Raw genomic sequence first — 22,374 nt, 5'->3', positions numbered from 1 at the left:
TAGGCTGGTGGGGTTCGTGGAGAGGAGGCTTAAAGGGATCCCGGTATCCTGGGGTGTAGGCTACGGTAGACCTGTAAGCTTAACTGTAAGTCTAGGGGAGGGAGTAGACTATAAGGGTGTTGAAGCTGAGCGTGCTCTACTTGAAGCTAAGAGTAAGCTGCTAGCTGAGCTCGACGAGCTTAAGAAGGATGCACCGAGGGATGTAGCTGAGATACTTGAAGCCCACAAGCTTATGGTTGAAGCCCTGGTGGATGAGGCTGTAGGAGAGGTTAGAGGAGGGAGGAGTGCTCTTGAAGCTCTTGCAGTAGTCTTCGAGAAGTACAAGGAGCTCTTAGAGTCGTCTGGTGCAGCTTTAACTCAGCTTAAAGTAGAAGACTTGATTGAGATAAGAGATAGCCTGGCTGGATTACTGAGGGGAGCAGGCGGGGTTAATATTGGAGAAGGCTCAGTACTAGTTGCCGTGGAGGTCTACCCATCCCAGCTCTTAAGGCTTGCTAGAAGGGGCTTAAAGGCTGTTATAGCTGAGAAGGGTAGTTATACTTCGCATGCAGCAATAATAGCTAGAAGCCTCGGGGTTCCAGCTGTATTCGGTGTTAGAGATGCAGTGAGATCACTGAGTACTGCGAGCCTTGTAGTAGTAGACGGGTTTACAGGGCTTGTAATAGCTGACCCAGGCGAGGATACATTGAGAAAGCTGATGGCTAGAAAACAGGCTTTCGACGAGCTATCCAAGAAGTTCATGGAAGTTAAAGGTAAACTGGCTTCAACGAGAGATGGAAGAAGAATTACTGTAGCAGCGAATATCGGGGGTGAAGACGACTTGAATACTGCTTTAATGAATGGTGCTGAAGGAGTAGGATTATTCAGAGTTGAATTCTACTATCTAGGAGCGAGTAGTCCTCCCCCTGTTGAAAAGCTTGCTGAAGTCTTCGCTAGAATGGCTGAGAAGCTTGAGGGTAAGCCACTGGTTATCAGGCTACTTGATGTAGGCGGGGATAAACCACTACCCTACATGCCGGCTCCAAGAGAGAGTAACCCGTTTCTAGGGCTTAGAGGTATTAGACTACTATTCAAGTATAGAGGGGTTCTTGAAGACCAGTTGAAAGCTGTCTTCAAGGCTGCATCCAGGCATAGTAATATTAAGGTTATGGCTCCAATGGTGAGTACTCTAGAAGAAGTTAGAGAGCTAAAGAAAATTATAGAGGAAGCGTCGAGAGAGCTTAATGTTAGAGTCGACTTCGGCATCATGGTGGAGGTTCCCTCAGTAGTCTACATGGCTGATAAGATTGCTAGAGAAGTAGACTTCCTCAGTATAGGTACTAATGATTTAACCCAGTATATTTTTGCAGCTGATAGAGTTAACGAGAATGTATCATACCTCTACGATGACATGCATCCAGCTGTACTTAGAGCTATAGAAGTAGTATCGAGGGAGGCTCATAGAGCAGGTATCCCAGTCCATGTGTGCGGTGAGCTAGCCGGAAACCCGCTAGCTATACCAATACTTGTAGGCCTTGGTGTAGACGAGCTTAGTGTCTCGCCAGCGCTAATACCACTAGTTAAATGGGTGGTCAACGGGATCGAGTATACTAGTAGCGTGAAGCTAGCTGAAGAAGCATTAAAACTAGATAATGGCGGCGAGGTTAGAGAGAAGGCTAGAGGATTCCTGAGTAGAGAGCTTGGTGTAGAGATCCCGTGGTAGAGGATAATTCTTAAAGCTATGCCATAATACTTAACACTCTCTGGTGACTGATGATGCGTGAGGTTAAAGTTACAGTAGTGAATAAGAGTGGGCTGCATGCTAGGCCGGCTGCTAGATTCGTGGAGACTGCTCGGAGATTTAAATCAGAGGTGATTGTTGTTAAGGGAGGGAAGTCTGCGAGTGCTAAGAATATTCTACAGGTTCTCTCACTTGGAGTAGACTACGGTGATGAAATAGTATTAAGGGTTAATGGTGAGGATGAAGATGAAGCTTTAAGCGAGCTCTTAAACCTCCTCAAGAATATTCTACCAGCAGAGGACAAGTAGTTTAATCCAGTTTGCCTTACGCTTACCTTTTAGTGTACTCTTTAAACCTGATTCTAGCATAATCTACCCTACGGGTTTAAATCCAAGCTCCCTTCTGAGAGTATAGTGGGCTTGGCTCAGGTTTAAGCTGCTCTCAGTATTGAAGGGTGTTTACTCTTGGATTGCGGGAGGCTTTTTGAGGAGGCTACTATTGTCCTCCCTACTCTGAATGAAGCTGAAGCTATAGGCCTCGTTATAGATGAGCTGCTTAATGCTGGTGTCCCGGTTGAGAGGATTCTCGTGGTGGATGGGTATAGTAGTGATGGTACTGTTGAGATTGCTAGGGGGAGGGGTGTTAGAGTTGTATTCCAGGAGGGGGTGGGTAAGGCTGCTGCTGTTAAGACTGCTTTAAGGTATGTTGACACGCCTTTTGTTGTCTTCATGGATGGAGATTATACTTACCCGGGTAGCCGTGTATGTGATCTACTAGTCTGGCTTAAAGAGGGGTATGATCATGTTGTAGGAGCTAGAGTATGGGATAAGAGGAGTCAGAGCTTAGTCTACAGGATTGGGAATCGTGCTCTCACCCTGCTATTCAATGCTCTCTTTGGTGTTAAGCTTACAGATGTATTAAGCGGCATGTATGCTTCTAGGACACGAGTGCTGAGGGAAGTAGATTTCGAGATGCATGGTTTTAGTGTTGAATCAGAGATAGCTGCTCACATGGCTGCAACAGGCAGGAGGATTAAGGAGACGCCAGTAGAGTACAGGAGGAGGCTGGGGGAGAAGAAGCTTGGGGTTAAACACGGCTTTAAGATAGCTTTAGACATGGTTAGATTGACGTGGAGGTATAATCCTGCATTTCTGATATTTGCTTTAGGCTCACTACTCCTACTACCAGGGCTGCTTCTAGGAGCTCATGTAGGCTACCACTACTTCTTCACGGGAGTTAAGTATCATGTAAAGGGACTGGTAGCTATAGCACTAGCTCTAACAGGCTTCATCTCTTCTCTACTAGCAGTTCTAGCATTATACGTTAAGAGAATGGAGATTAGACTACTGAGGAAGATAGAAGAACTAAGAGGGCGGGAGGCTTAGAGCACGGTATTCGTAGCAGGGGGAATAAGGCTTTTATACCTTAGGCTATTACAGTATAATCTAGCTGCTTTAGCGTGGTTTACCTTGACGCTTATAGCTTCAAGTCTAGCTGAGAAAGCTGTAGCAGGATTCAGCGAGCGTATCCTTGAGGGGGCTGAGAGAAGAGTGGCTGAAATTCTCGTCCCTAGGAGAGTAACCCGGGGGGTCGTGGAGAAGTATATTCGGAAGGCTATAGCTAACCGCTCATGGTATACTCTCCCCCGGGTTACACGCATTCTCCTCCTGCTTGTTAGAAGACTACCCAGGGTTAAATCACCTGTGCTAACGGGAATACTCCGCGAAATATTCCTTAAAGTAGAACTTGCATCTCTAAAGGGTAGAGCAATACTCTACGGGATCCTCGTAGCACTAGGAGGCAGGTTAACTGAGATACTAGGAAACGTGAAACGGCTGCTAACACTCGGATTATTCTACTTGAATCAACCAGTACACTACAGGATATACGGTTAGAACTAGGAGGCTTCAACTAAAACCCACGATGACTTCACTAAGGGTAACGCTAGCAGTGTATACCGCCAGCACTAAAGCTAGTAAAGAAAATAGGAGTTTATCATAGAATTAAGACACCACCACGGCCTTCATCATGGATACTCATCTATAGGAAAATTCCTGGAGTTCAACTGCAGAATTGAATACAAGCCTCCTAGTCGCCACAGCCCTAATACTAGCAATCGTGCACTTTACTGTGCCTTTAGCCTACTACCTGTATCTTAAGAGGTGGCTTAACAAGCCATGGGATTTAAAGGTTGACTACAACTACACACCTAAGATCACTATCATACTGCCGACGTATAATGAAGCTGGGTTGATTCAAGGTAAGCTTGATGATATTTATGCTCAGGATTACCCGAGGGATAGAATTGAGGTTTTAGTAGTGGATTCTGCTAGTAGTGATGGAACACCAAGGCTTGTGGAGGAGTGGGCTGGGAGGCACAGGGACTTGAATGTTAAGCTTATCGTGGAGTCTGAGAGGAGGGGTAAGGCTCATGCTTTGAATAACGCGTTGAAGCATGCTTCGAGTGATAGTGAGATTATAGTTGTAACAGATGCTGACTCATGGTGGCTTCAACGGGATGCTTTAAGGAGGATTACAGCTTACTTATCTGATCCTCGTGTCGGTGCTGTTTCATGCTTAAAGAAGCCTGAGAGAGAGGGGCCGGGTGGTGTTGAAGAGGGGTATAGAGGGTTCTATAATACTGTGAGGCTTGCTGAAAGCAAGCTATACTCGACGCCAGTATTCCATGGTGAGCTTGAAGCATTCAGGAAGAAGCTTCTAGTGGAGGCTGGAGGATTCCCACTAGACTTAGGCTCAGATGATAGTCATACTGCTACTAGGATAGCTGTTAGAGGCTGGAGGACTATTATAGCAGGAGATGTAGTCTGCGTTGAGAAAACTCCCTTGAAAGAATATTTATGGTGGAGGGTTAGGAGAGCCCAGCACTTAATCCAGCACTTCATGAGAACTCTAGGGATGATTAGGAGGGCGCCGGGGGGCTTTAAGAGTATACTAGCTGTTGAATCCTACCTCCACCTAGTAAACCCGTGGATACTACTCGTAGCCTTAATCCTGCTAGTAGCTTCAATAATAGCTGGAGGCAGGCTTGCACTAATAGTATTATTACTCAGCATGCTACTACTAGCATACAAACCCTATAGAACATGGATTACAACACAAGCAATACTAGTAATAGCAGCAGTAAGAAACCTATACACAAAAGATATAATCTGGGAGAAACAGGAGAAATAAGCGGTAAGAGTAACTGATTTAGAAACCTGGTGGGATAGCAGGATTGAAATTCCTCCGCAGATACTTCAAATATAGGGATTCAAAACTAGCATATAAGCTTGGTGAGTATTTACTAAGGGCACTTCCATTGCCCAAGTGGGTTGTAGTTAGGACGCGGTATGGCTACCTCTTGTTCCCCAAGGACTTTAGAATATTCTCCATGACCTTAGATTTAATTGAGCCCGAAATACAGGATACTTTGGAGGCCTGGCTGAAGGAAGCTGATGTATTTATAGATATTGGAGCAGCTGAGGGATATTATATTTTAAAAGCTCATAAATTAAATCCCCATGCAGTGAAGATAGCTATAGAGCCAGACCCTGTAGCATTCAGCATCCTGAAAGCTAACTTGGCAATAAACAGTATACTGAAAGATTCTGTGATAGTATTAGACGTTGCGTGCGCCGATGAAGAAAAGAAAGTAGCAATAGCATCTTGTCTCTCCAACACGCAGACAGAACGTTTAGCGAAACCACTCGACAAAATCCTTGAGGAACTCAAGATTGAACTAAGTAAGAGAAGCCTTATACTAATTGATGTTGAGGGAGCCGGCGAGAAAGTAGTTCTTGGAGGGATTAACACGCTGAAGCGTTTTCACCCGAGAATAATCATGGAGCTTCATCGTGGAGAAGAAAATGTTGAGAACATATTAAAAAGCTTAGCCTATACAGTTAGCAAACCATCAAGGCACTTTATAATAGCTGAGTGGCAAGGACAATGAGGATAGTCCACGTAGCCCCGTTTTACTACCCTATTATAGACGGCGTTGAAGAGATTGTTAAGAGGATAGCCAAGTACATGATTTCTCAATGCTACGATGCCCACGCCGTAACCTATAATAGATGGTTAAGAAGTAGCGAAGCGGAAAGCCTCCTCAGGGAAGATCTCATTAACTGTGTCCACGTAATTAGACTTAAGTCAATTTTATCTATACACGAAAGAAATAATCTAAGAGAAACAGGCGAGGTAGCGTGCCTGGCGAGCTAGCTGTACTCATCCCTAGCTACGATCGATCCGAGATTCTGGAGTTAACCCTACCCAGATGGCTTGAATCCAGGCATGTTAGCAGGGTAATTGTTGTAGCTCAAGCCTCAGCTACCGATATATTATCGAAGTATAGGCTTGTGCTCGAGAAGTTTAATAATGATTCCAGGTTAGTTTATACTCTCAAGCTTGGTAGACTGGGTTCTGTTAGGGCTAGAAACCTACTAATTGAAATAGCCTTAAACTTGGAAGACAGCTACAGGTACGCATTGATGGCTGACGACGACCTATTACCTATTGAATCATCCTTAAGCTTTCTAGTCAAAGATTTTGACATCGATAGCGAAATAGGAGCTGTTGGTGGTAGGGTCATAAATGCTAGGAGGCAAGCCGTGGACCCAGACTTTTACTTGAACACTCCAATAAGTCTGGCTGACCAGCTTACAAGGATGATCGGCTACATATTCCTCGATGTGAGGAATGGCCCGAGGTACGCTGAATTCCTGCGGCAATTCTATGCTGTGAGGAGAGAATTGCTAAACAAGATACGTTATGATGAACTATTTGATACACCAACAGGTTTCAGAGAGGAGAGTGATGTGCACCAGCAGATAAAGAGGCTGGGATACAAGCTCTTAATGGATCCTAGAGTAGTGGCAGTACACTTAGCAGTTGAACACGGCGGTAACAGGCCGAGAATGACTATGAGGGAGAGGATGTACTGGAAAGCGCACAATCACACCATATTCATTTTCAAGTGGAGCGAATCCACGCTTAAACGCGTATGGTACACATTGATGTCTACCATGCTTTTAACACTCTACAAGCCATGGAGCCTCCCCTGGATACTCAAAGGCTTGAAGGATGGCGTGATCTCGTATAACCTAGCCCAATGGAGTCGGCAATGAAGATTCTCCACGTATCCACTAATTACTATCCGGTTGTAGGTGGCCTGGAAAGAGCCGTACAATATCTAGCTGAAGAACAAGCCAAACTGAGCCACGAAGTCATAGTGGTGACCTCAAATGTCAATGTAAACGATAGACCTAGAGAAGAATTCCTTAATGGAATAAAGATCGTTAGATTGAATTCTATTAAGTTTTTATATAATGATTTAACGATACCTTTAGAGAAGCCACCTTTAGGGGATGCTGACATAGTCCACATACACAGTCAGAACTCTCTATTCAACATAGTCTTAGCGAGATATGCTAAAAAGAAGGGGAAGCCCATTGTTATGGATTTCTTAGCACTTAACTACCTACAAGAACACGTGAACACCTTGATAAGGATACTTGGGGGAAGATATCAGAAGTGGGTTCAGAAGAAAGCAGTAAAGCTAGCAGACTACGCTATCACGTTGAATGAAAGAGACAGGAAAATATTGAGAGAAGAATATGGGCTTGAATCCGAGGTTGTACCGCACGGTATACATGAGGAGTACCTTGAGAAGCCAAAAGATGAACAGCTATTTAGAAATAAATATTATATTGATAGTGAAAACGTTATCTCGTATATTGGGAGGGTGGACGAGTCAAAAGGAGTAGATATTTTAATAAGAGCGATCCCTCTGATTTCACGTAAAATTGAAGACTTTATGGTGGTTATAGTCGGGAAGCCATCTAATAGCCGCTATAGAAAGAAGGTAGAGGATCTTATCAAGAAATTAGGCTTAGAAGACAGAGTTAAACTGATAGGTTACATTAGCGAGGGGGAGAAGATATCACTCCTGGATTCCTCGAAAGTGTTTGTCTTCCCCACGAGGCATGCTGGCGAAGCGTACCCCTTAGTAGTAGATGAAGCGTACGCTAGAGGTGCCCCGATCATAGCTACGAGGATCGGCGCCCTACCCTACAGAGTAAAGCATATGGAGACGGGCATCCTGGTACCGCCTAATGATCCGCCGGCACTGGCTAATGCACTCTTAACCCTGCTAACTAATGATAATTTATATGAAGAGTTCCGCAGGAACATCATGGAAGTCAAGAGAAAGCTCTTAACTTGGAGCGAGGTAGCCAGAAAACTATGTTCAATATATTCTATTCTCAAGGTTAAAATACAATGATTAACCCTAGAACTAAACTTAACGTATTTAGAGTGTTATTAGTAACGGACCAGTGCATAAGCCCTGGTGGTATTACAAGATATACACGATTACTTTTCAAGGAATCGTCTAAGAAAGGCTATGATGTCCATATGATATGCTATTATGATAATGCATATATTAGTAGATACAGGGTTGCAACTAAAAGCATACGTACACTAGCGTCATTTTTTGGCAGGAAACTCCCCCCACCATTTCCAGACCCCGTGTTTCTCGCCTATATTTTACGAATTGTAATGAAGCATAGACCAGATATAATTCACGCACATGGATTATCAGCTATTACAGTACTACCTGTAGCCAGTATTCTAAGAATACCATTAATAGTGCATTTACATGATTATGGTTTTATATGTTTAAAGCGAGATATGTTCGACCTAAGCAAACTTATGGTATGCAAAAAACCAACGATAAGAAGGTGTCTTAGGTGCGGAATTGCGGTATACGGGTTTAAGGCTGCCATTCTATATATTCTCCTTAAACTATTTGCACAACTACTTACGCGAGCAGCATCAATCTTTATATCGCCCAGCGAATATGTTAAAAATGTACATGTAAGATACCTTAATAAATTAGAACGTAAAATAATTATAATACCAAATTGTGTTTCACTAATTGAATCAAAAACACAGTCAACTACTAATGAACTTCTTAAACGATATGGGCTTGAAAACTCTGAATATCTATTATATGTTGGAAAGATATCATTACATAAGGGTGTTCATGATCTCATAAAGGCTTTTATAATTTTTAAGTATAACCACTTAATAAATCATAGTACAAATATAAAGTTAGTCATGGCTGGAACAATTGATAAACAATTTAAGCCTTTGATCGAGAAGGTAACAAACGTAAAGGATATTTTAATATTAACTGAAGTAACAGATGGAGAATTAAACGAATTATATTCTAATGCGAAGGGCATTATACTAGCTCCTCGGTGGCCTGAGGTGTTTGGATTAACTGCATTTGAGGCGATGTTATATAAGAAACCTATAATTATAACCAATGTTGGCGGACTGATCGAATACGCAAAGCTATATCCGTTTCTGTATATATGCGCTCCGGGAGACCATACTTGCTTAATTAAGGCCATGAAAGAAATAGTTAACTCTAAGGTGCAAAATGGGAATTACCAGGAAAAAACTGTCAAAATGCTTAACAAGCTCTCATCTTTCTTTAGTTGCCAGAATATCCTTGATAAAATCATGAAGCTTTATGAAGCTCTCAAATAGAGGACAGAGCCTATGAAAATTCCCGAAGACCCAGCTTCGTATAACAATATATCCGGCGTTGTCAACCATTGTGTTGAAGAAGCTGTCAGAGCATCACCCTCGTTAAGAACTCATATTTTGTCAATCTATATGCTAGGCTCCTTTGCACGAGAAAAAGCACTATGTATTAGCGGGCATTGCATCAGTGATTTAGACTTGCTTGTAGTAACAGATCTAAAAGAGGCGTTTCACAGATATCTTCTCGAAATATTTTTTAAAAATAATTTCTCAAAGTGTTTAAGTAAGTATAATCTTGATATAACAGTATCCATAGGAGTGTGTCATTACAGCGAACTCGTAGATGATTTAAGCTTGTCAGCATTAGACCTTAAGGTCTATGGTAAACGTGTATACGGTTTCGTGGATATTACCAAGTTTATGCTGGTTAAAGAGTTTTCAGTCCCGGCTGTTGAAGTTATTCGTTTAATCATAAATAAGCTGTTTTCATTCGCAGATTCTATTGTCAACAACAATAAAGTTGAAGCTGGATATAGTTTATTCAAGATTATACTAATAGCCAGGTCCCTTGCTCAATTCGTAGATAATCCAGAAGCCATATTGAAGATCAATAATGCAAGATATCTTGTGCATAAAGACTCATTTAATTATTCAACGATACTGCGTGAAATGATCTCTTGGATAGATCATTATTATGGAATTTTTAAAGATCTTATAGTAAAACTTCAAAAGATCGATGCTGCAATTCCAAAGAGGAAAAGTATTATTCTATTACGTTTTATACTACGTGGTATCAACTCTCATCATTTAGACGACCTTCTAGCTCTTCCTCTAGGCATTAAGTATATAATTTCCACAAATTCATTTGTCGAACTGTGGCTTAAGCTCTTGGTGACATTGCATAATTTTATACTTTACCAGGATTCCGATAAAGACAGGCTTAAAAATACCCTTAGAGAGCTAAGGACTATAGTTAATGTTTGGAAATCATTTTACCAGCCGATATTACATTTACGTTGGCGAGTTGAATGAAGCCATTTGTTCTACTTTCCATTGATGCGTTAGACTTTATCCAACTATTAACCGTGGAGAGGGATTTATACAAGAAGTTTTATGTTAATCCCCTGTACACGCCTTTAGGTTTTAGTACAGGTCTACACTATGTCGCACTTAGTGGAAATAGCCAACACAAAATGAGAATATGGACATTATGGAAGCTGAACACGTATCCTGGCAAAATGTTGCAAATTAATATAAATAAATGGGTTGTAATGTGGGCATTGGAAAAACTGATCCGTAAAAGGTATTTACCAGTTCTTCCCCCAGATTTGTCGCCATATTTTACCTTTGAGGATAGATTCGATCCACTAAGACCGCATGAATCTAAACTTCCAACATTAATCGACGAGCTCATAAACCACGGATTTAAAATTAAGATAATTATAGTAAAAACCTTAATTCAAGATATTGAAAAAATCGTAAATGCTATCTTTAAGCCTGGTTTCGATGTGATTGTCCTTACATACAGTGAACTTGACACTTTAGGTCACATGCGGGGCAGATTAACAGTCGACATAAGGCAGAGAATAAGCAATATTCTCACCCTTCTAAAAAAACTTGATGAAAGAAATATACCTTTTTTGCTATACTCCGATCATGGAATGGTTCCAGTCGTAAAAGCCATAGATATACTTAAAATTATTAGTAATATTGATTATATACTCGGAATTGATTATATGATCTCTATAGAATCCACATTAGTAAGACTATGGTATTTTAACAGAAATGCGAGAGAAGTAGGGAGGATTCTTCGCGAGAAATTAGACTTCTATTTGCAAGATGTAGTTAATTCTGAAAATGCGTACATATACGATGTACCTATCCCAAGTAAGGAGTTCGGGGATGAAGCCTTGGTTCTTAAGCCTGGAATTATTTTACTACCTAGCTTCTGGTTACCCACAAGGGCGATACCATGGAAAGTTCCACGTGGTATGCACGGCTACATATGTAAAAGCGGTAAAGGTTTGAACTACCATGTTTGTGGCTCTTACATAAGCAACGTTGAACAGGCAAGTAGCATCTATGATATAGCTACTAAGGTTAAGAAAGTACTCGGAGTAACGTAATCAAGCTGTTTCTGAAAGTAATTTGAGCCCGAATAAAGTGTTAGACAGTATAAGGCTACTAATGATATCCCAGTATGGTATTTTTCCAATTAGAATAGGGGGCGTTGAAAAATTTACATATAATATACTCAGTAGAATATGTCAGGATAAGCGTTTTGAATGCATTTTAGTTATTCCCAAAGAAGAAAGGATAAACCAGGATATCTTAAGAGCAAGCTTGAGAAGGTATAACATACTAGTGCTGCCTGTAAAGACCATACCATATAGGTTATTTAAACTTCTACCAGCATATATTTTATATTTAATATCAATACCGGTATGGACTATAATAATAGTAAAAAGCTTGGTGAAATTTAAGCCTCATATAATTCATATTCATAATATAACAGATGTCGCTATAGCTGCTATGTTAGTTAAATTATTAATGAAATTAATCGGATATAGTGAAATTCCATTGTTTATAACAACTGCTCATGGAAGGGATCTTGTTATGTGGCTTATAAAAAGGAGAACCTTTACATCTCTCTTAAATGAAGTAGTGCAACGTTTATGTAGTAATATCTTGGATTATTTGGTGTTCACAAATCCATTAACCTTTATATATGCGAAAAAATGGAACATTGCAGAGAAAGCATCCATTATACCTCCTTGTGTAGCAATAGATGCCAATGTCCATAAGGTCAAGGAAATAGATCGTAGAGATGTCTTACATAAGAAGTCATTGATATTTCTTTGTGTTTCCAGGATAGATAAAGAAAAAAACATCGACAATTTGCTATTTGCTTTCTCTAAACTTATCAAATATTTGAGATACGAATCAAAAACATTTACATATACACATCCGAAGAATATAAAACTGATCATTGCAGGTAGTGGACCTTTGCTACGTGATATGAAAGAATTAGCCTTGAAATTAGGTCTAATAGAAAATGTCATATTTTGGGGCAATGTCTCCGAGCAAATGCTTGAATTTCTTTACAAAACAGCTGATTGTGTAGTTATACCATCTGCTTATGAGGGGTTCTCGATGACATTAGTAGAGGCGCTTGCTTATGGTGTTCCTATTATTGCTTATAGGTACTTACCTGCTGTAGTTATGATCTCCCAGGATTTTCGCAGATATATTGGGATAGTTATAGATTCTCCAACTGCAGATGAGCTTTTCAAAGCCATGTTAGAGTTTATTCATAAACTAGATTATTTCGCCAAGTATTCAGAATTGCGGAGAAAATTAGTTATAGAATCACTAAATTGTGATTTAATTTCGATGAAGTATATAAACGTATACTTTAAACTCCTGAAGAATTTGAAAAGAAGTGGGGCTTGAAAATGCTGGCAATTAATATACCTTTAGTTATATTCATATTTGTGATTGGCCTATTGATCGTTAATTTATCTCATAAAGGTAGCAATAAAATCTTTAGAACATGGTCATTGTTGCTTATATCTGTATCCTGGATAATGGCTGTTAATCTACGTTATGAGATCTTCGGGTCAGATATTTGGGGAGAAATAGGTGTTATTAAATATACGCTTTCTAACTATCGATGGAACACGACAGCATCTCATTTCCATTCCTATTTCTATTATGGAGGACTTATATTTACAGTAGTAGCTCTGGAGAGATTATCATCGTTGACTACACTTACATGTATACATATTATTCAAATAATTGGATTCATGGAAACAACCATTATTACCCTTTTGGCTACCAGAAGCATATTACGAACTATGGACAACTATACGTCGCTTGCTGTAATTCTTCCTCTTCTCTTCAGTCCATTGCCCGCTCTTTTTGTGACGAAAACTGTTCTCTCGCTAGTATCGCCCATTATAGCCATGATGTTATTAGCAGTGATTCGTCTGTTAAATAATGAAAGAAAAGTTTTTGTTATTTTGTTCTTGGCAACATTATCTCTACCACTAATACATATCGCGACTGCGATACTATTGGTATTAATATTCTTTATATCATTTCTTGCACTTACAGTATTCAAAATAGTTGCCTCTAATAGAAAAAATATTGCGGAGACCATACGCTACTTAAGAATAATAGTCGTCATAGTATTCATGTTGTTTATTAGTACATTCTTAATTCATGGATATATTACCTTCGGTTTTGACCACTATCTATTGATAACCGTGTATACTCTATCGACCCTTTTTGATGAGAAAGAGGCCTCTCGTAATCCATTTCCTCAGCATATCATGGCTCCTATCCAACCATCGCGTTTATACTTGCTGGCAATTCTATACTCACTTTACATAATGAGCATCTTCTTTTGTTTTTTAAAGCCTTACACAAGAAAAACCTCAAAATCAACCAACAACATCGATGCGAGAAGTCCTATATTGTTAATAAAAATACTAAACATTGTTACGTTGGCGATTTCGCTATTGTTCTTCGTAATAAAGAGGCTGGGAGCAGGCCTTTATCCGGACCGCGTCTTGATGTATAACTTTATATTAGGTGGACCAATCGCATTTGCTCTGTTATTCGAGAGTATAAGGAATAGAAACGTTGCAAAATATTTAGCGTTTATTATTTCGATCATTACTCTGATTGCAACATTCCTATGGCCTGCTAATTTACTCTCGGGAAACTCTGATATAGATGCTATTAAGCTCAGAGATTTAAGATATATCGATGATTCCAACAAATACATATATACCACGGCGATTTTTGCGTATAGATTTCTCGGTGAGCCCTATCTCCAAAAACTTAGTCATACACGCTATTCATGTTACCATATCGATATCTACATCGACACGTATACTTCCCTGCCTCTTAGTAGCCTCCTATCCGCAACTAATTATCTAATACATCTTTCATTAAAGGATAGTTCTGATCTCGTAGTAATAAGTAGTATAAGTAAATTCTCTAAGTATTACGTATATGAAGGACAATTATTTGATATAGCTAATGCCTTAGCAAAATATTCAATAGAATATAACGTTATATATAACTCTAAATATTCTTTTATCTCTGTGAGAAAATGACATCTTTAATAAAACCTCCTAGAGCATGTGCATTGATATTAACTTTTAACAGTATAAGTAGGCATGGCTCACTTGTCTTTAAAGCTATAAACTCGATTTTATCCGCGAGAAGCGTGGATAAGGTCATAGTAGTTGATAATAACTCAACTGATTCAACAATACAAAGCATAGAAGAAGAATTTGGTAATGATATAAAAATTTTTAAGTTAAAGCATAACTATGGTTACGCTGGAGCACACTCCTTGGTTAGCAAATTAATTAAACAAACTTGTAGGTATGTTATTATACTGAACGATGATTACATTGTTGACCCTGAAGGAATAGAAGATATATTACGTGTTATAATAGAAAGAGAAGATCTTGCTATAGCACAGGGAATAAACCTATCGCTCGAAGGAGGAGAGCGTGTACTCGATGCAGGAGCTTTTATCGATATTCATGGCAACGTGATAAGAAGATGCGGGGGGCTGAAACTTGATGAATGCCCACCTGAACCTAGCTATATTTCACTAGCAAATGGTGCATGCATGGTAGTAAAACTGGATAAGGTATTAAAGCTAAGAGAAAGCTTATTTTGTAGAAATTACTTTATGTACGCTGAAGATGACGAACTAAGCTTATACTTATGGTCTCACGGTTTTAAAGTAGTATCCGTCCCCGTTGTAGCAGGATTTCATAAACAAGGCCATCTAAGCAACTTTTCATACATTTATCTATTTCGCAATAGAATGTTAAATATTCATCATTATTATGTAGGCGTATTGCATTCTATGAAGCCATTGATCATTCTTAGATATCTCGCAAGAGCGATATCTCTGCCCCCTCCATCCAGTAAGCATGCGACCAGAGGACTAATTGCTTACCTGGATTATTTACTTAAGAAGAAAAGAAATATCGAGTGCGCATATAACAGAGGGCCATATTACCCTCTAATATTAGCCCCTCGCAGTATCAGAACTTGTGCAAAAAGCTTTATACCTATAACTCGATTTATGACTGATTACATCAACGAGATTAGTAGCCTTACTTTAAATGACAATATGTTAAAACAAAGTGCAAATCTATACATAATTCGTGTCTAGGGTCTAGTGCACGAGCAACCTATAGTCCATGGGCTAACTCATTCCCTCTAGAAAATATCATATAATCCACTTGGGAACGGGGCAAGGCTTTTAGCCCAGAAAATGGACTTACTACGCTAGACTGGAAGCTTTAGAGTATTACGAGCATAAAACACGTAACAGGGTCAGGAGGTTATTGTGGAAGCTTACACCTTTCAGTATTCCACTCATAGGCCTCTACCATATCGCTCTATCGGGAGGCAGGAGAAACCGTTAAATACAGCTACTCTCCCGGCTACAGTGAAGCTGGCCCTCTACGAGGGCTTAGCCCATACACTCGTGAAAAATAGAAGTGAGAAGCAGAAAAAGATAGCCAAGCTGATCTAAAAAATCTTATCGAATTACTGGGACTCTAGTTATTAACCGCTAGTGACTATATAGGTTTTCCATGGCTCTCCAAGGCGTTGTCTCTGACAGAGGCGTGTTTGAGCAGCATATAGCTGAAGCCATGCCTAGTTTAAATTATTGCAGGTCTATAGATAGATACTAGGTGCACGGATTTGCTCCCACATAGGGTTAAGGATTCCATTAAGGGTTCCCTGTGTCGCATAATCGTGATACCCTACCTGCGCTTTACGATACGAAAAACGCAGAATATACATGACATGGTTGAGTTAGCCTATAGCTTCCACGAGAGGCTTCCCCTGCCACGCAAGCTACAGTCTATCTTCTTAATCGCCCCAGCACAGGTCAAAGAGGAGATCACTGAGCTATTAAAAATTACAGGTGAACTCAGGCCTCGGACGCTACTCGAGATTGGCACTGCGAGAGGTGGCACGCTATTCCTCTTCGCCGGTGTAGCAGACCCGGAGGCTTTGATAATTAGTATTGACCTGCCTGAAGGCCTTTTCGGCGGGGGCTACCCGGAGTGGAGGATACCCCTGTATAAGTCCTTCGCGAGGGGCAAGCAGAGGATAGTACTTCTTAGGAGGGATTCTCACGATCCAGAGACGCTTAGGGAGGTCGAGGGGATCCTGGCTGGGAGGAAGCTGGACTTCCTATTCGTAGATGGTGATCACAGCTATGAAGGTGTTAGGAGGGACTTCGAGATGTACTCCCCGCTAGTCAGGAAAGGCGGGATCATAGCTTTCCACGACATAGTTCCAGGCCCTCCTGGGAACGTGGGTGGTGTACCTAGATTTTGGAGTGAAGTAAAGAAAGACTACAAGCACCTTGAGATCGTTAAGGACTGGAGGCAAGGCGGGTATGGTATAGGTGTTCTCTTCGTGTAGTATGGCTCAACAATGTCACTAGCATCTAGCATTTCATCGAGAGATCTCTCTTCACGTCTATATCATACCCTTAGTTGAAGCCCTAGAATACCTTAACCAAGAACTGTTCAGTATAATAGTTCTAGCAGGACTCGGGAGGTAGATTAAGTTAAAGCACTACTAGGGTGAGTGCTATTGAAGGGCGGTCTTAAATGCGGTATCTATAGTTATACAGGTGCAGGGAATTCTCAAACTTCATGGGTTTCTTGAAGAGGAGGAGGGTTAAGAGGCTGGTTAAAACGAGGAGTGGGAGGACATGCTACAGGGGCTTCGAGTACAAGTACTCTATATCAAGGCAGGACTGGAACTACCTAAAGTACCTAGCGAACCCTGAGAAAGCTTCAAGAGAAGAAGACACAGGAGTGGCTGAGGGAGCTATAACTACAGTAGACATCATAATGCTACAGTTCATTAAGAAGACTGCCCCGAAGGAGGCATGGGCTGATTTATGGAGAACCTGGAGGAGAACAGCTAGTAAGATCGCTAGTAGAAAAGGATACAGGAGGTTCTCGACAACCAAATTCAACCTGCAGCGTGAGCTAGTAGACAAGTCTTCAACACTCGTTGAAGATGGATTTATAAGTTTTTCGGCTAGCATTCTACGAGGGGGTTTTCCACGAGTCCGCGGAATGCTAACAACATCCTCATTGAAGTAAAGTTTAAAACTAGTCAAGCATATAGAACAACAGTGGAAACCCCTAGGTGGGAACCAGTTCAAAACAAGCAAAACTAAGAGTTAGAGATTAAGCGGGGCCTGCACTTAACGAGTTTAAAACAAGCAAAACTGAGGCTTTGACGTGTCGGGGTAATTTGAATACACAGATATATGGTGTCCACCAGTGTTCACGTAGTGTAATAAGTGTCTTAGGCTTTATGATTAACAGATAGATTTAACTACTACTAGGGGTAGTAGTTGCTTCTAGGGGTAGTAGTCGTAGTGACTTTTGATTTGAGGCTTAAGGAGAGGATTTAGGAGGATGGGTGACTTCCCTGCTAGAGATTGCTTTTAACATGCTGGATGCCCCTAGCATCGTAATTGATTGCAGGGTACTTGAGGGTTAAGCCTGCTGTAAGAGCATACGACTCTATCAGTATTCTTGAATTCAGGGTTCAGAAGATTGTTAAGACCTGCAAGAACCTACTGGGTTTTTGAGAAGATACATCAGTATACTGTATGCTACTTCACTAGCCCCTTCTACTTGAGGTGAGATCAAAAGGTTTATAGAGTTGAAGAAGGAAGGAGTAAGCCTGTCAATCACTATATAAGACTCTACTACGTGCACGCTGTATACTTCATAATGTTAATAGATGCAATGCAGGTAGAAATGTTATGGTGGTAGTGTATGGGTCATACACGAGCTAAAGTTAGAGTCTTTAATCCTGTAAGCGGTGAATTCTTCGACCACGAGCTACTAGTAGATACAGGTTCAACATACACCTGGATATGGAGGAGAAGACTTGAGAGTATAGGGTTAAAGCCGTTCACGAAATGGAAGTTTAAAACTATTGATGGAAGAATACTTGAACGCGAGATAGGTGAAGCTATTCTAGAATGTCTAGGTGAGAAAGCAACAAGAATTATTGTCTTCGCAGAAGAAGGAGATGCTGAAGTACTAGGCGTAGACGCTTTAGAAGGCTTAAGACTAGAAGTCGACCCGGAAACCAGGCAGCTTAGAAAAATCGAGGCACTTCTCTTTCAGTCTTTTTTGATTGCTTCTAGTCGTTGATTCTCACTATAGGGTTTATAAGCTTTAATCTTAGAGTCTAGAGAAATCATGAAGCTCGTTGAAGGATCAACCATTAAATAGTGTTTGAACAGGCTGAGAGACTAGAGATGGCTATGGAGGAATTAGGAAGAATGCGGGCCCGCGGGATTTGACTAGAAGCCAGCTATAATAAGCTATGAGAGTAGAGTCCGCTGGGGGTTAGCGCCGAGGATCCCTTTTATCTCTGCAGGTATTGTTAAAGCAGCTGCGTGAATACGGGGGGAATATAATGGCTTCTACAATTGTTTACTTCAGGGTGGTAGAGCTGATTAGAGGACGGGATGTAGTAGCCTATATTCTCTACAGGATGGGGTGTACTCACCCCTTTACTGTAAGCCGTGTTGCAGCACTAGCTGAGCTCTCATACATGAGCTTGAATGGGGAGAGGCTATCAGACCTAGTGTATGCTGCGGGGCCAGGAGTATTCTATATTGAAGGCTTCAAAGAAATGATTGATGCTGACGCATGCTTCAAGAAGCATGAAGGAGACCCTTCAGTAAAGCGTAGAGGATGCATAGAGTATACTTGCCCTCCACCCAGCCTCCCCGAGGAGGCTGCACGATTACTCGACGAGGCTATTGAGAAAGCTAGAGGGCTAGATGACCTTACACTCAACAGCATGGTTGTCGCCCACCCCTTATACATGAGGCTTACAGCCCGCTAGAAGTAGAATGGTGCACCGGGGATGGTAGTCCAGGTTTCTGTGAGCGGGGGGAAGGGTGGTACTGGGAAGAGCTTTGTTGCTACAAACCTAGCTGTACTAATGGCTCGAAGAGGCTACCGTGTAGTTCTAGCAGACCTTGATGTTGAAGCACCAAACGACCATATACTCCTAGGCTTAAAGAAGCTTGAATCTGAAGCCCCTGTTGAAATCTTCTTCCCATTCATAGACTACTCGAAGTGCACGAAGTGTGGTGTCTGCGCTAAAGTATGTGATACAGGTGCTATAGTAATGAGTAAGAATACACCACCATTCATACTCCCCCGGCTCTGCAGCGGGTGTAAAGCTTGCCTTGCAGCCTGCCCTGAGAAAGCTATACTCGCCGACGGGAGGAGAGTGGTAGGATACAGCTACTCGACAATAGTTGAAGGAGATGGCTTCAAGCTACGCCTTATAACAGGCGTGCTGAGAGAAGGAGAAGAGCATACACCACCAGTAGTTAGAGTTGTTAAGAATAGAGCTTTAAGAGAAGCGGAAGGCAGCGACCTCCTACTAGTAGATACAGGGCCAGGGACAGGAAACCATATAAGCATGAGTATCCAGGGATCCCGGCTCCTCATAGCTGTAACTGAGGCTACCCCGCTAGGCCTCCACGATGTTAAAGCAATACTCGAGACTGCTCAAGGCATGAAGATTAAAGTCTGGATGGTTATCAATAGAGTAGGGTTAGGGAGAGAAGAACCTCTCTTAAAGCTCGCTGAAGAATACAGTGTAGCAAGAGTCTTCAGGATCCCGTATTCAAGGAGAGCAGTGCAAGCCTACGTAGAAGGACGGCCGGTGGCTATAGCATACCCTGACGACCCGGCTTCGAAAGCCCTCGTAGAGATTGCTAACGCAGTAGAAGACGAGGTCTCCCAGAAGTAGAGGTGGCAGGGATGACGCCTGCAGTTAAAGGACAAGTTGAAATAGTTGTAGCAAGCGGTAAAGGTGGTGTAGGCAAGTCAACAATAGCAGCAAGCCTTGCAGTCCTCCTCGCTGAGAAAGGCTACCCGTTGATAGCAGCAGATGCTGATGCTGAAGCACCAAACCTCCACCTAGCTCTCGGAGTAGAAGAATGGGACCAAGTAGAAGACTACCATGAGGGGCGTGTAGCCTACATTACTAGAGAACTCTGTACTGACTGCGGGGTGTGCAGAGAGGTCTGCCCCTTCGGTGCAGTGGAAGTTGTCGGCGGCCACTACACGATAAACCCGTACATATGCGAGGGCTGTATAACCTGCAGCATGGCTTGCCCAGTGAAGGCGATACGCTACAAGTTCAACTTGAAGGCTGGAGTACTAAGAGTGAAGAAGGAGACGAGGTACGGGTTCCCCATAGTCTCATCCGAGGTTGCTCCAGGAAAGCCTAACTCAGGTAAGCTTGTGACAGAAGTAAAGAATAAAGCTAAAGCTCTAGCAGGTGGGAGAGATGCAGTAATACTAATAGATGCTGCAGCAGGAATAGGATGCCAGGTTATCTCGAGTCTAACCGGCGCTCACATAGCAGTACTAGTAGCTGAGCCTACTCCAGCCAGCTTCAGCGACCTCGAGAGAATACATAAGCTGACAAAACACTTCAATATAGCGCCAATGCTAGTAGTAAACAAGTACGATTTAAACCCAGAATACACCTCTATACTCTACGAGTACGCTAAACGCAGCAACATGCCTATTGCAGGCGTAATACCATTCGATGAGAGTGTTGCAAGAGCCCTCGTAGAAGAAAAACCCCTCGTTAAAGCATACCCGGAGTCCCCGGCTGCTAAAGCAGTAGGAGAGATAGCCGAGTATATCGCTGGAGAAGTTTTAAGCGACTGGAGAAGCTGGTGGAGGCGTTATAAGCCTGAGAAGCCAGAGCCCTACGTACCCATCCTAGTTAAGCCGGGTAAAGAATTAAAGCCTTGAGGCAAGTATTATGAGAGCTGAGAGGTGAGCGTGGAGTGAAGCGGATAGGCATCCCGACAAGCAGGGGTGGACTAGACGACCTTGTAGCCGAGAGGTTTGGTAGAGCTCCAACAATCACGATAGTATCAGTAGACCCTTCAACCAGGAGAATCCTTAGTGTTGAAGTAGTAGCAAACCCAGGCGCGGAAGCCGGGAGTGGTGCAGGTGTTAAAGCAGCCCAAGCCCTCGCAGACCACGGTGTAGAAGTCTACGCTGGTCCAAGCCCCGGCCCGAACGCTTACGCAGCACTAACAGCACTAGGCATAAAGATCATAACGGTAACCGGGGTCACAGTTAGAGAAGCTGTTGAGAGAGTACTAGAAGAACTCGCAGAAAATCCCTAGCATACCACAGCATTCCACATGAAAGGCTTTAAACCCCACTAGAAGAATACCCAGGCTCCTCTAAAACTCTTCTCACCGACTCCACAAATCTTTCAACACGCTTCAAAGCCTTCTCGACATCTCCAGTACTACACCACCCCTCATAGAAACACGTGTGCATGCTACCTGCTGCTATCCATGCATCATAAACCCATTCACCCAGCTCTTCTATAAGCTTCTCCTTATACTCCCATAGCTCCCTGTGGCTTACAAGCCTCCTCCCCTCTCGTTTTAAAGCGTAGGCTTCTACTGCTAGAGCTGCCGAGCCCCACAGCCTCCCGGCAGCCTGCCTGTAATCCTTCTCCTCAAGCTCTCTCCGGGCTTCCACGAGAAGCTCTTGAGCCACCTCAATATACTCTACAGCTCTATCCCTGGGATCCAAGCTCTGCGATAACAATTCAATAGTATACTCTTCAAGCGTCATACCAGCTCTCTCAGCCAACACCTACCCCGATTAGTGCTGTACGTGTAGTAGTTAATTAAGACTAGAATGCCTTGTCTTCCTCTGAGTACACGGGGTATTTAACTACTTCCCGGCTTACATATGAGGGGTTAAGCTTACTGGTGTCTTAGTGACGGGCAAGCTCATCCTCTGTTTTTTCTGGTGCTGACGGGTCTGGTAAGTCTACGCTAGCCCGGCTTACAGCTAGATACTTCAGGGAGAAGGGTTTAGAGTCAGCTTCACGTGGCTCCGGGGGACTCATACCCTAGCCTCTATTCTCGCTAGAATACTAGGTAGATTCGAAGTGTTTAAGGGCTCCTGCAACCCCTACTACCATATTCTGCATCCCTG

General features: G+C 42.1%; 24 protein-coding genes. 21 read left to right on the top strand and 3 right to left on the bottom strand.

Annotated elements, in window-relative coordinates:
- Window positions 1-16: 16 nt before the first annotated feature.
- The 13 genes from ptsP (at window position 17) to OWQ48_00200 (ending at window position 12,724) form a co-directional block, all read left to right on the top strand.
- Complete coding sequence (gene ptsP / locus OWQ48_00260; protein MCY0867656.1) at window positions 17-1,702, top strand: phosphoenolpyruvate--protein phosphotransferase; 1,686 nt, start codon at window positions 17-19, stop codon at window positions 1,700-1,702.
- A gap of 53 nt (window positions 1,703-1,755) precedes the next feature.
- A complete protein-coding gene (locus OWQ48_00255; protein ID MCY0867655.1) occupies window positions 1,756-2,028 on the top strand; it encodes an HPr family phosphocarrier protein in 273 nt (90 codons plus the stop codon).
- Between the two features lie 156 nt (window positions 2,029-2,184).
- Complete coding sequence (locus tag OWQ48_00250; GenBank protein MCY0867654.1) at window positions 2,185-3,105, top strand: glycosyltransferase family 2 protein; 921 nt, start codon at window positions 2,185-2,187, stop codon at window positions 3,103-3,105.
- An 84-nt stretch (window positions 3,106-3,189) separates the two neighbouring features.
- Window positions 3,190-3,615, top strand: a complete 426-nt coding sequence (locus OWQ48_00245) for a hypothetical protein (GenBank protein ID MCY0867653.1) — start codon at window positions 3,190-3,192, stop codon at window positions 3,613-3,615.
- A 178-nt stretch (window positions 3,616-3,793) separates the two neighbouring features.
- Window positions 3,794-4,912, top strand: a complete 1,119-nt coding sequence (locus tag OWQ48_00240; GenBank protein ID MCY0867652.1) for a glycosyltransferase — start codon at window positions 3,794-3,796, stop codon at window positions 4,910-4,912.
- A gap of 43 nt (window positions 4,913-4,955) precedes the next feature.
- The gene (locus OWQ48_00235; GenBank protein MCY0867651.1) at window positions 4,956-5,672 is read left to right on the top strand and encodes an FkbM family methyltransferase; all 717 of its coding nucleotides are present in this window, start codon (window positions 4,956-4,958) and stop codon (window positions 5,670-5,672) included.
- On the top strand, window positions 5,669-5,938 hold the full coding sequence (locus tag OWQ48_00230) for a hypothetical protein (GenBank protein MCY0867650.1): 270 nt from the start codon (window positions 5,669-5,671) through the stop codon (window positions 5,936-5,938). The genes OWQ48_00235 and OWQ48_00230 overlap by 4 nt, the downstream gene beginning before the upstream one ends.
- Window positions 5,923-6,843: a hypothetical protein gene (locus OWQ48_00225; protein ID MCY0867649.1), complete on the top strand. Its 921-nt coding sequence runs from the start codon at window positions 5,923-5,925 to the stop codon at window positions 6,841-6,843. Before OWQ48_00230 ends, OWQ48_00225 begins: the two co-directional genes overlap by 16 nt.
- Window positions 6,828-8,000, top strand: coding sequence for a glycosyltransferase family 4 protein (locus tag OWQ48_00220; protein ID MCY0867648.1), 1,173 nt, complete (start codon window positions 6,828-6,830; stop codon window positions 7,998-8,000). Before OWQ48_00225 ends, OWQ48_00220 begins: the two co-directional genes overlap by 16 nt.
- On the top strand, window positions 7,997-9,274 hold the full coding sequence (locus OWQ48_00215; GenBank protein MCY0867647.1) for a glycosyltransferase family 4 protein: 1,278 nt from the start codon (window positions 7,997-7,999) through the stop codon (window positions 9,272-9,274). The genes OWQ48_00220 and OWQ48_00215 overlap by 4 nt, the downstream gene beginning before the upstream one ends.
- A gap of 12 nt (window positions 9,275-9,286) precedes the next feature.
- A complete protein-coding gene (locus tag OWQ48_00210; GenBank protein ID MCY0867646.1) occupies window positions 9,287-10,303 on the top strand; it encodes a hypothetical protein in 1,017 nt (338 codons plus the stop codon).
- Window positions 10,300-11,397 carry an alkaline phosphatase family protein gene (locus tag OWQ48_00205; protein MCY0867645.1) on the top strand — a complete coding sequence of 366 codons (1,098 nt, stop codon included), beginning with the start codon at window positions 10,300-10,302 and terminating at the stop codon, window positions 11,395-11,397. The genes OWQ48_00210 and OWQ48_00205 overlap by 4 nt, the downstream gene beginning before the upstream one ends.
- Window positions 11,398-11,458: 61 nt before the next feature.
- Window positions 11,459-12,724 (top strand): glycosyltransferase family 4 protein, encoded by a 1,266-nt coding sequence (locus tag OWQ48_00200; protein ID MCY0867644.1) that lies wholly within the window; start codon window positions 11,459-11,461, stop codon window positions 12,722-12,724.
- 412 nt (window positions 12,725-13,136) lie between these two features.
- On the opposite strand, the gene OWQ48_00195 is transcribed toward OWQ48_00200, so the two are convergent.
- Window positions 13,137-13,433 (bottom strand): hypothetical protein, encoded by a 297-nt coding sequence (locus tag OWQ48_00195; GenBank protein ID MCY0867643.1) that lies wholly within the window; start codon window positions 13,431-13,433, stop codon window positions 13,137-13,139.
- Window positions 13,434-14,393: 960 nt separating this feature from the next.
- Between OWQ48_00195 and OWQ48_00190 the strand changes: the two genes are divergently transcribed.
- The 8 genes from OWQ48_00190 (at window position 14,394) to OWQ48_00155 (ending at window position 21,542) form a co-directional block, all read left to right on the top strand.
- On the top strand, window positions 14,394-15,479 hold the full coding sequence (locus tag OWQ48_00190) for a glycosyltransferase family 2 protein (GenBank protein MCY0867642.1): 1,086 nt from the start codon (window positions 14,394-14,396) through the stop codon (window positions 15,477-15,479).
- A 644-nt stretch (window positions 15,480-16,123) separates the two neighbouring features.
- A complete protein-coding gene (locus OWQ48_00185) occupies window positions 16,124-16,750 on the top strand; it encodes a class I SAM-dependent methyltransferase (protein MCY0867641.1) in 627 nt (208 codons plus the stop codon).
- A gap of 236 nt (window positions 16,751-16,986) precedes the next feature.
- The gene (locus OWQ48_00180; GenBank protein MCY0867640.1) at window positions 16,987-17,445 is read left to right on the top strand and encodes a hypothetical protein; all 459 of its coding nucleotides are present in this window, start codon (window positions 16,987-16,989) and stop codon (window positions 17,443-17,445) included.
- Between the two features lie 687 nt (window positions 17,446-18,132).
- Window positions 18,133-18,516 (top strand): hypothetical protein, encoded by a 384-nt coding sequence (locus OWQ48_00175; GenBank protein MCY0867639.1) that lies wholly within the window; start codon window positions 18,133-18,135, stop codon window positions 18,514-18,516.
- Between the two features lie 268 nt (window positions 18,517-18,784).
- Window positions 18,785-19,219, top strand: a complete 435-nt coding sequence (locus OWQ48_00170) for a hypothetical protein (GenBank protein MCY0867638.1) — start codon at window positions 18,785-18,787, stop codon at window positions 19,217-19,219.
- A 21-nt stretch (window positions 19,220-19,240) separates the two neighbouring features.
- Window positions 19,241-20,140 (top strand): ATP-binding protein, encoded by a 900-nt coding sequence (locus tag OWQ48_00165; protein MCY0867637.1) that lies wholly within the window; start codon window positions 19,241-19,243, stop codon window positions 20,138-20,140.
- A gap of 11 nt (window positions 20,141-20,151) precedes the next feature.
- Complete coding sequence (locus tag OWQ48_00160) at window positions 20,152-21,159, top strand: ATP-binding protein (GenBank protein ID MCY0867636.1); 1,008 nt, start codon at window positions 20,152-20,154, stop codon at window positions 21,157-21,159.
- Window positions 21,160-21,194: 35 nt separating this feature from the next.
- The gene (locus OWQ48_00155) at window positions 21,195-21,542 is read left to right on the top strand and encodes a NifB/NifX family molybdenum-iron cluster-binding protein (GenBank protein ID MCY0867635.1); all 348 of its coding nucleotides are present in this window, start codon (window positions 21,195-21,197) and stop codon (window positions 21,540-21,542) included.
- Window positions 21,543-21,570: 28 nt separating this feature from the next.
- On the opposite strand, the gene OWQ48_00150 is transcribed toward OWQ48_00155, so the two are convergent.
- Both OWQ48_00150 and OWQ48_00145 read right to left on the bottom strand, forming a co-directional pair.
- The gene (locus OWQ48_00150) at window positions 21,571-22,023 is read right to left on the bottom strand and encodes a PaREP1 family protein (GenBank protein MCY0867634.1); all 453 of its coding nucleotides are present in this window, start codon (window positions 22,021-22,023) and stop codon (window positions 21,571-21,573) included.
- A 127-nt stretch (window positions 22,024-22,150) separates the two neighbouring features.
- Window positions 22,151-22,285, bottom strand: a complete 135-nt coding sequence (locus OWQ48_00145; protein MCY0867633.1) for a hypothetical protein — start codon at window positions 22,283-22,285, stop codon at window positions 22,151-22,153.
- Window positions 22,286-22,374: the final 89 nt, after the last annotated feature.

It is taken from the genome of Desulfurococcus sp. (genome assembly GCA_026626905.1).
Classification (GTDB): Archaea; Thermoproteota; Thermoprotei_A; order Sulfolobales; family Desulfurococcaceae; genus Desulfurococcus.
Note: the sequence above shows the minus strand (reverse complement) of the source record. Positions and strands in the feature narration are given on the sequence as shown.

Bases quoted from the DNA above. Each gene is read 5' to 3' on its own strand.
- OWQ48_00195 (MCY0867643.1), bottom strand. From the start codon at position 13,433: ATGGTCTCCGCAATATTTTTTCTATTAGAGGCAACTATTTTGAATACT.
- OWQ48_00145 (MCY0867633.1), bottom strand. From the start codon at position 22,285: ATGAGTCCCCCGGAGCCACGTGAAGCTGACTCTAAACCCTTCTCCCTG.
- OWQ48_00190 (MCY0867642.1), top strand. From the start codon at position 14,394: ATGACATCTTTAATAAAACCTCCTAGAGCATGTGCATTGATATTAACT.
- OWQ48_00255 (MCY0867655.1), top strand. From the start codon at position 1,756: ATGCGTGAGGTTAAAGTTACAGTAGTGAATAAGAGTGGGCTGCATGCT.
- OWQ48_00210 (MCY0867646.1), top strand. From the start codon at position 9,287: ATGAAAATTCCCGAAGACCCAGCTTCGTATAACAATATATCCGGCGTT.
- OWQ48_00215 (MCY0867647.1), top strand. From the start codon at position 7,997: ATGATTAACCCTAGAACTAAACTTAACGTATTTAGAGTGTTATTAGTA.
- OWQ48_00185 (MCY0867641.1), top strand. From the start codon at position 16,124: ATGGTTGAGTTAGCCTATAGCTTCCACGAGAGGCTTCCCCTGCCACGC.
- OWQ48_00170 (MCY0867638.1), top strand. From the start codon at position 18,785: ATGGCTTCTACAATTGTTTACTTCAGGGTGGTAGAGCTGATTAGAGGA.
- OWQ48_00200 (MCY0867644.1), top strand. From the start codon at position 11,459: ATGATATCCCAGTATGGTATTTTTCCAATTAGAATAGGGGGCGTTGAA.
- OWQ48_00175 (MCY0867639.1), top strand. From the start codon at position 18,133: ATGGGTCATACACGAGCTAAAGTTAGAGTCTTTAATCCTGTAAGCGGT.
- OWQ48_00205 (MCY0867645.1), top strand. From the start codon at position 10,300: ATGAAGCCATTTGTTCTACTTTCCATTGATGCGTTAGACTTTATCCAA.
- OWQ48_00165 (MCY0867637.1), top strand. From the start codon at position 19,241: ATGGTAGTCCAGGTTTCTGTGAGCGGGGGGAAGGGTGGTACTGGGAAG.
- OWQ48_00180 (MCY0867640.1), top strand. From the start codon at position 16,987: ATGGGTTTCTTGAAGAGGAGGAGGGTTAAGAGGCTGGTTAAAACGAGG.
- OWQ48_00160 (MCY0867636.1), top strand. From the start codon at position 20,152: ATGACGCCTGCAGTTAAAGGACAAGTTGAAATAGTTGTAGCAAGCGGT.
- OWQ48_00230 (MCY0867650.1), top strand. From the start codon at position 5,669: ATGAGGATAGTCCACGTAGCCCCGTTTTACTACCCTATTATAGACGGC.
- OWQ48_00220 (MCY0867648.1), top strand. From the start codon at position 6,828: ATGGAGTCGGCAATGAAGATTCTCCACGTATCCACTAATTACTATCCG.